Genomic DNA, 7,392 nt, shown 5'->3' on the forward strand with positions numbered 1-7,392 from the left:
GGATCGAAGGATTATTTCTTTGTACGCTGTGCTGAATCCTGATCTACATCAGGACATGCCTGTTTCAGTATAAAGACGAAGAAAGGGAAAAAATAGATAAATATCTTCTTCTGTAATGACCAGATTGTGTTAACCTCGTAGTAAAGTACGAGAATTAGAGTGTTAAGGTTAGAAACTAAGGACAGATTAATGCATCTAATAATAAAATTATCTTAATTTCGATTTGAAGGGAATATCGAACGTGGATTTAATTAAGAAACTAAATGAGTTAAACATGAAGGCGTACATAAAAATATTTTTAGTACTGTTCTTTATATTGCTATTATTCTTTTTAATGAGGGCATCGGGTGTAGAAATTCAAGATCTTACGCCTCTGAAGGTCAAAGAGTTTATCTTAAGCTTCGGATTTTTTAAGGGAGCACTGGTTTATCTCGGAGTCTATGCCCTTTCATTAAGACCGTTTGTTCCTATACCCCCGACTCTTTACACTTTGGCCGGCGGATTCACATTCGGCCCACTATGGGGAACTATCTTAACGGTTACCGGAGCAACACTGAATGCATGTATAAGTTTTCTAGTAGCGAGGGTCCTGGGAAAGGATTTCGTCGAAAAGATATCGAAGGGAAAATTGGAGAAAATCAATGAAAAGTTAAGTAAGAGTGATTTTAAGACCTTATTATTGATAAGAACCTCCCCTATTGGACCACCTTTTGATTTAGTAAGTTATGCTTCTGGTGTTTTAAGAGTATCATTTTGGAATTATTTTTTTGCAACATTGATTGGAATCATTCCTGCAACTGCGGTTTATTCTTATTTCGGAGGTTCTATAAGCAAGGGTGGGTGGGCAATTCTTATTGGATTTTTCCTAATAGTTGTAACTGCTGTGATTTTCCCATGGTATTTAAGAAAGCGAAAAGCCGGTAGGTAGTCATTTCGTCAATCAATCTTTGGTATGGATGATGGAATTCCTACTATGAGCCATTTCATAGTGCTTGATGCTTTGTAGAATTTCGTCATTTCTATATTTCTATCCTTACTTGTCCAAATCCTTTAAATCCTTATCGACCATCTTAAGATATTCTTTATCTTCCTTGGTATTTTCTACCTTTCCAATATTTATTTCTTGCCCTGTAATAGCTTTTGATCTGTGCAAAAACAACCCTATGCCGATACCACCTAGCACTACTGCTAATGCAGGCAATATCCACAAGAGCAGATTCACTCCCTTTACCGGAGGATAGCCGAGTATGCTTTCCCCGTATCTATCTACGAAATAATTGATTATTTTCTCTTTGCTCTCTCCCGCTTCTAACTTCTGTCTTATGATTGAACGCATATCTTTTGCAAGGTCAGAGTTAGATTCAGCAACACTCTGTCCCTGGCAGACGGGGCACATTAAGAGATAGGAGATTTCACGAGCCTCGTCATCTATGCTCTCAGATAACGAGAAGGATTTTGAAATGAGAGTGGCTAAAATAATAAGACTCAATACGATAAAAACCTGTATTTTACTTTTGTCTTTAAGCATACGTAAATTTAATTATCTTTCTGGGTTAAGCCGTCTGTGTCGTGATTTAAGAGTGCCTTTCCCAGATAGAAATCAATAATTTCCCCGTTAAGGGGACCGGTGTATTTTTCAGTTATTCTCCCTGTAGGATCGATAAAGTAGGTTTCGGGAACCCCTGCAACCCCATAATCAACCCCAATTTGGCCCTCAGGGTCTTTTCCATTTGGATAACCCCCCCCATATTTCTTAATATATGAGAGAGCGTTAGCATCGTCGTCCCATATGTTAACGCCGAGAAATGCCACTTGTTTATTTTTATATTTCATCCATGAGGATTCGAGCTCAGGGGCTTCATCCCTGCAAGGTATACACCATGATGCCCAGAAGTTCACGAGAACGGCCTTACCTTTAAGATCTGAAAGCTTTACAGTACTACCATCAAAAAGCGCGAGTGTAAAATCTGGCGCCTCATATCCAACGAGAGGAGATTTTTTAATGATGATTCTATTGCCAAATATCGCATAACCCATAATGCTCAAAACGAGTATAATAGCGACGAAAATTGCTAATCGACTAACTATGCTCAGGATTTTCATCGGTTATTCCTCATAGACTTTATTAATAGTACCTTTTTAGTATGTTTTTATAATATTGATATAATACCAGCAAAAAAATAGTTGAAAAATTGTTTTTATAAGAAAATTTAAAAACTTCATTGTGGGACTAATGATCTCATTCGTGGCAATTCCATGAAAAACGAGATTGCCTCGCAGAGTTTTCACTGAGCTTATCAAAGTGCTCGTAATTGTAGATGTTAGCTAATTCGTGGACAAAATTCTTACAAATTGATGAATAGATTTATTTTCCTTAATCCTTTTCAGAATGAAAAGGATTCGAACGGCCTTCCAAAAATTGCGTTAAGAAAATCAGAAACGAAGACGTATAGAAAAATTTGCGGGTTGCGGTTGGATTAAATTTTTTAGTCGGAGTTTATGATTTTTAGCGAATTTTTGGGCAGCCTGGTCCTGAGCAAGGTCGAAGGATTGCTTCTTTGTATCAAGACAAAGAAGTTAAAAAGAAAAGTGAGATAAGTGAAGGAAATACTTTTAAAGATTCTGTCGTCGAAATATTTGGCTTTTACAGTGATGACATTCCCTGGAATTGGAGCGAGTGTGATTTATTGATTCCACTTTGTAGGGACTGATGCCCTCATCAGTCCTAATATTACTGTCCGTCCGGGAAAGAAACGCTAAATTTACGCACAAGGCTTCTAGACCTTTCTGGCTCCTAAACCCGTGAGTCTCCAGAGACCATATGAAAACGGAGTTAATTCTTCTAATATAAATTTTGCATTATCGAGCAAATCCTTGAATTCTTTCGAGGTGTAAATTTTCACATGTGATTTACTTAAATACTTCAACAGGAAATTATAGGCCTTAAAATGGAAGGAATCTCTACACCAGTCCACTATTATTAGCCTTCCATCCGGCTTTAGAATCCGATAAAAATTGGTAAGTACTTGATGTGGATTGGAGTAATAGTGGAAAGCATTAACACAGAGAATCTTGGAAAAGAAATTCTCTGGAAAATCGAGTTTATTAACATCTTGCCGGCTTATCATGATGTTATCAAATTGTTCTAAGCGATCTTTGGCTATTGCGGTCATGGTGTCCGAAATGTCAATAAGGAAGATCTGTCCTCTATTGCCAAGGGTTGGAATTATCTTTTCACTCAAGAGTCCAGTCCCGCCACTGGCATCCAAAATAGTGTCATCCGCTTTTGGTTTTAGTAATTCAATAGCAACTTTATGTGTTGCTTCAAGATATCCTTCCCACCTTTTGTCATAATAATGAGCAAGGGAATCGTATTTCTCTTTAACTTGATTTAATCTCATTTCTACCGAATATATTTTGACTATAAAAAATTAGATCTAAAAATGCTTAGGTTTAAAAAGAGATTCCTTCCCGATATGGAAATTCGGTTATCGTGTTATTCCTGAAAGTAGTTATTAGGAATCTGCGACTTTGTGGTTGAAATCTTGTTACGTGTCCTTCAACATCCCCCCCGTTCACCCCAGTCGAAGGGCCTGTCCTGAGCCTGGTCGAAGGGTGACCGAGTCGAAGAAGATAGCGGAGTTGATTAATGATGGGCTAAGCACTAAGAATCAAGCTTAGCTGCGAGCACATGAAGGCCCCTCCGATCAATCTTCCCAATTTCATTTCTTGGTAATTCTTTAACAAATGTCCAGCGATCAGGCACCTTGTATTGCGCTAAACGTTTAGATGCATATGATTTAAGTTCTTCTTCGTTAGGGGGGTTCACTGATCCTGGATCAAGTTCAATAAATGCGTGTATAAACTCCCCGTAGCGCGGATGTGGTGTTCCAACAACACCACTTATAATTACACTCGGATGGTCGTCGAGAACCTCTTCCACTTCTCCTGGCGCGATATTAGAACCACCTTTGATAATAATTTCCTTTATTCGACCGATGAAATAGTAGTATCCCTCATCATCCCTTCGGGCGATGTCTCCTGTTTTGAGCCACCCGTCTACTAAGGTTTTTTCTGTATTTTCACGGTCATTCCAATATCCGATCATTTGACTGTCACTTTTGATTAAAATTTCACCGGATTCTCCAATTTGCACATCCTTGCCATCATCATTAATCAAACGAATTTCAACTCCGTGCCTTGGTTGACCTATGGAACCTCGCTTGATTGGTTTAGAAAGAGGTGTCAAGCAGCTACCTTCGCATTCGGTGAGTCCATATAACTGACTAAGTTCAAATCCGGTTACACGTTTGAAGTGGTCGTATAAGTCATGAGATATTTGATCACCACCAGCTTCAACCTCTTTTAACGAACCAAAATCAACTTCTTTAGCTCTTGGATGTTCCACTACGTCTAACAACTGAGCGGGCAATAGCACAGCGCGAGAGGGTCTGTAAAGTTTCACACATTCCAGGAAAAGGACAGGATCTGGCGTCTCTAATAAAACTGCTGTTCCACCCGAATATAATATGGGAAAGGTATTTCCAACAGAACCACCCACATGGCATATAGCGGTTGCAACCAGGGAGATATCATCTTCCGTGAGTCCTTGTGTTATCTTTCGGCTAATACAGTTATTGAAAATTGAATTATGGGTATGTGTGACACCTTTTGGTTTACTGGTGCTTCCGGATGTGTACAATATCATTGCCGGGTCATTCTTATCTACGAATGGCCAGTCGACCTCGATCGGGGCACTCTCCAGAACACTATTCCACGAATTTTCTCCGTTTTTCGATTCGGGCCCAGCCTCGTAGATACCCTGTATAGAAAGTACAGAACCCTGGATGTCTTTCACCCTCGGGAATAAGTCAACGTCGGCTATCAGGATCTTTGCTTTACAATGGTCTGCGGCATATACGACCTCGCCGGTTTGATAACGATGGTTTAACGGGACCGCTATTGAGCCCGTCCTGAAACAGGCAAAATAAAGTTCAATCAATTCAACACAGTTGTTCATAAATAACGCTACTCTGTCTCCCCGGTTAATTCCTAAATTTATTAGGGCGCGGGCTGATCCTTTTATTGACTCGTCGAGCTCTCCATAAGGAGTCGATTTTCCTTTGAAGGTTATCGCTTCTTTATCCGGAGTTTTAATCAGTTGTTTTTCATACAGTTTGTGTAGTAGCACAATAATTTCTTCCTCTCGATGTTTTTTAGATTTTACATGATTTTATTGAAAGATTTGCATTTTCATTCATATTCGGGTCTCTCCCCATTTTATCTTGTAATCCGGTATCCGCATCTTCTTTCATTACAAGGAGAACGTATTTGGCCTTCCAAAAATTGCATTAAGAAAATGACTGTCACAGTCATGCTGGATTCGATTCAGCATTTCTAGTTTGTCATTTTGGAATGGAATGACGAAACAATCTCTGTTTTTGAATAAAGGTGTTCGGTCCCGGTCCGTTGGATTGTTACCTTTACTTATGCGTGCAAGATGAGTAACTTGTCGTGCATCTTAAATCATGAACCATGAATCGTATTATCAGGGTATCAACACTAAGAAAAGTAAGTCATCGCGAGCGATAGCGTGGCGATCTCATTCTTTCTCCTTTGAATCAATAAATACAATAATACCAGCCTAAACCTCGATCTTTTTGCAACAGCCTGTGAAGGTACGACACGATAACTTTTTATTATAGGTGTCCGTTCACTATTTATTTTTTACATTTTTTTGTATTTCCAAGATTTTTTGCAGTAATCGAATTAAATAAGATGGTATAATAGAGTAAAAATAGTTTCTATTGCATGAAAGAAAATTGAAAAAAATAAGGAAAAATGAGAGTTCAAATAGCATTAATCTGTGGATGCAATTGTGGTGAAGCCTGTAGTTGTTGCAATAATACATTAAAAAGCGCAACTGGATTTACAGAAGGGATTGATACCAAACATTCTGGATTTTACAGAAGGGCTCTTTTCCTTTCGTACTTCACAGTGGGATACAATTTCCTGGAAGGAATAGTGTCAATTTTTGCTGGTCTGCTCGCCGGGAGCATTGCCCTTGTTGGATTTGGTCTGGATAGCTTTGTTGAATCTCTCTCGGGCGGGGTAATGATCTGGAGGTTCAGTAAACATGGGAAGGTGTCGGAAGAGGAAGAAATTAAGATAGAGGCTAAGGCTATAAAATTTGTTGCCTTCGCATTCTTTATTCTCGGTGCGTATGTATTATATGAATCTGCAAAGAAGTTATATTTTCAAGAAATCCCTGATCCAAGTGTTTTGGGAATTATCATCGCATTTATATCTATTATAGTAATGCCCATTCTATTCTATATGAAATACAAAACCGCTAAAATGATTGAGAGCAGGAGTTTGTTAGGGGATTCAAAACAAACGCTTGCCTGCGTTTTTCTATCAATAGCATTGCTGGTTGGATTGGGGCTTAACTACCTGTATGGCCTCTGGTGGGCAGACCCGATAGTTGGTTTTATTATAGTTATATTTCTAATAAGGGAGGGTTATAACACTCTAAAAGAGGATAAACTTTGCAGTTGCTAGTTCTCCAGCTTACGTCTAGCTCAAAATCATCCGACAACTGGTAATAGTCTATTTTTTATTCGATTTATTCGGTGCGATAAAGAAAAAATGGATTTCTATTTTGCTTCTAATTTGTCTTTTCGGAGGGGGTAGAATTGTGGCGATCCAAAAGAGGGGTTGCTTCAATCCTTTCGGTCTTTCGCAATTGTAAAAGCCAGATATTTCACGCACAGAATCTTTAAAGCAATTTTTTCATTTATCGCACTTTTTTTCTAACTTCTTTGTCTTGATACAAAGAAGCAATCCTTCGACCTTGCTCAGGACGAGGCTGTCCCCGTTCGCACGTCTTTTTTAATAAAGAGGGATTTAGGGAGATTTTAACGTCTTCGTTCCTGATTTTCTCAACGCAATTTTTGGAATGCCGTGTGAGTCCTTTTCTTTCAGAAAAGGATTAACGAAAATAAATCTATTCGAGAAACCGCAAAAATTTTGTCCACGAAATGTATGAGTTGTACAGCAATGACTAATTGTCAATCCCGCGGTAGGCTACAGGAATTGGGCAGTGAAAAGTATTTTACCCGATATTTCTCCGTGAGGTAGCTGCGATAAATTTCGGCATTGATATCAAACAATTTTTAACTTCAGGCTTGACTTTGGTTATATTTCTATTATTTTAGTAATATGGAATTAAGCATCAAAGATGAAAGAATAACAAATTATGCAAATATGCTATCGGCCATGGGGACCGAGGCACGTCTCAGGATTATGAGGCTTTTGCTTTCTGCTCATCCTGAGGGCCTGGTGGTTGGTGATATTCAGTCGGCACTTGGAATTCCAGCATCGACTCTATCT

The 7,392-nt window shown here is 38.8% G+C and carries 6 protein-coding genes; 2 read left to right on the forward strand and 4 right to left on the reverse strand.

Translation table 11 applies throughout. The features are described from left to right. The first annotated feature begins 274 nt into the window (after window positions 1-274). Window positions 275-928, forward strand: coding sequence for a TVP38/TMEM64 family protein (locus VGA95_05710; protein ID HEX9666041.1), 654 nt, complete (start codon window positions 275-277; stop codon window positions 926-928). Between the two features lie 105 nt (window positions 929-1,033). Here VGA95_05710 and VGA95_05715 read toward each other — a convergent pair whose 3' ends face one another. From VGA95_05715 to VGA95_05730, 4 genes are all read right to left on the reverse strand, one after another. After that, window positions 1,034-1,528 carry a cytochrome c-type biogenesis protein gene (locus tag VGA95_05715; GenBank protein ID HEX9666042.1) on the reverse strand — a complete coding sequence of 165 codons (495 nt, stop codon included), beginning with the start codon at window positions 1,526-1,528 and terminating at the stop codon, window positions 1,034-1,036. Window positions 1,529-1,536: 8 nt separating this feature from the next. After that, window positions 1,537-2,103 (reverse strand): TlpA disulfide reductase family protein, encoded by a 567-nt coding sequence (locus VGA95_05720; GenBank protein HEX9666043.1) that lies wholly within the window; start codon window positions 2,101-2,103, stop codon window positions 1,537-1,539. Window positions 2,104-2,777: 674 nt separating this feature from the next. Continuing rightward, the gene (locus VGA95_05725) at window positions 2,778-3,401 is read right to left on the reverse strand and encodes a methyltransferase domain-containing protein (protein HEX9666044.1); all 624 of its coding nucleotides are present in this window, start codon (window positions 3,399-3,401) and stop codon (window positions 2,778-2,780) included. Window positions 3,402-3,664: 263 nt separating this feature from the next. Then, the gene (locus VGA95_05730) at window positions 3,665-5,191 is read right to left on the reverse strand and encodes an AMP-binding protein (protein ID HEX9666045.1); all 1,527 of its coding nucleotides are present in this window, start codon (window positions 5,189-5,191) and stop codon (window positions 3,665-3,667) included. 650 nt (window positions 5,192-5,841) lie between these two features. On the opposite strand from VGA95_05730, the gene VGA95_05735 reads away from it, so the two are divergent. Further along, window positions 5,842-6,561 (forward strand): cation transporter, encoded by a 720-nt coding sequence (locus VGA95_05735; protein HEX9666046.1) that lies wholly within the window; start codon window positions 5,842-5,844, stop codon window positions 6,559-6,561. The last annotated feature ends 831 nt before the right edge of the window (window positions 6,562-7,392 follow it).

The organism is Thermodesulfobacteriota bacterium (genome assembly GCA_036397855.1).
GTDB lineage: Bacteria > Desulfobacterota_D > UBA1144 > Nemesobacterales > CSP1-2 > DASWID01.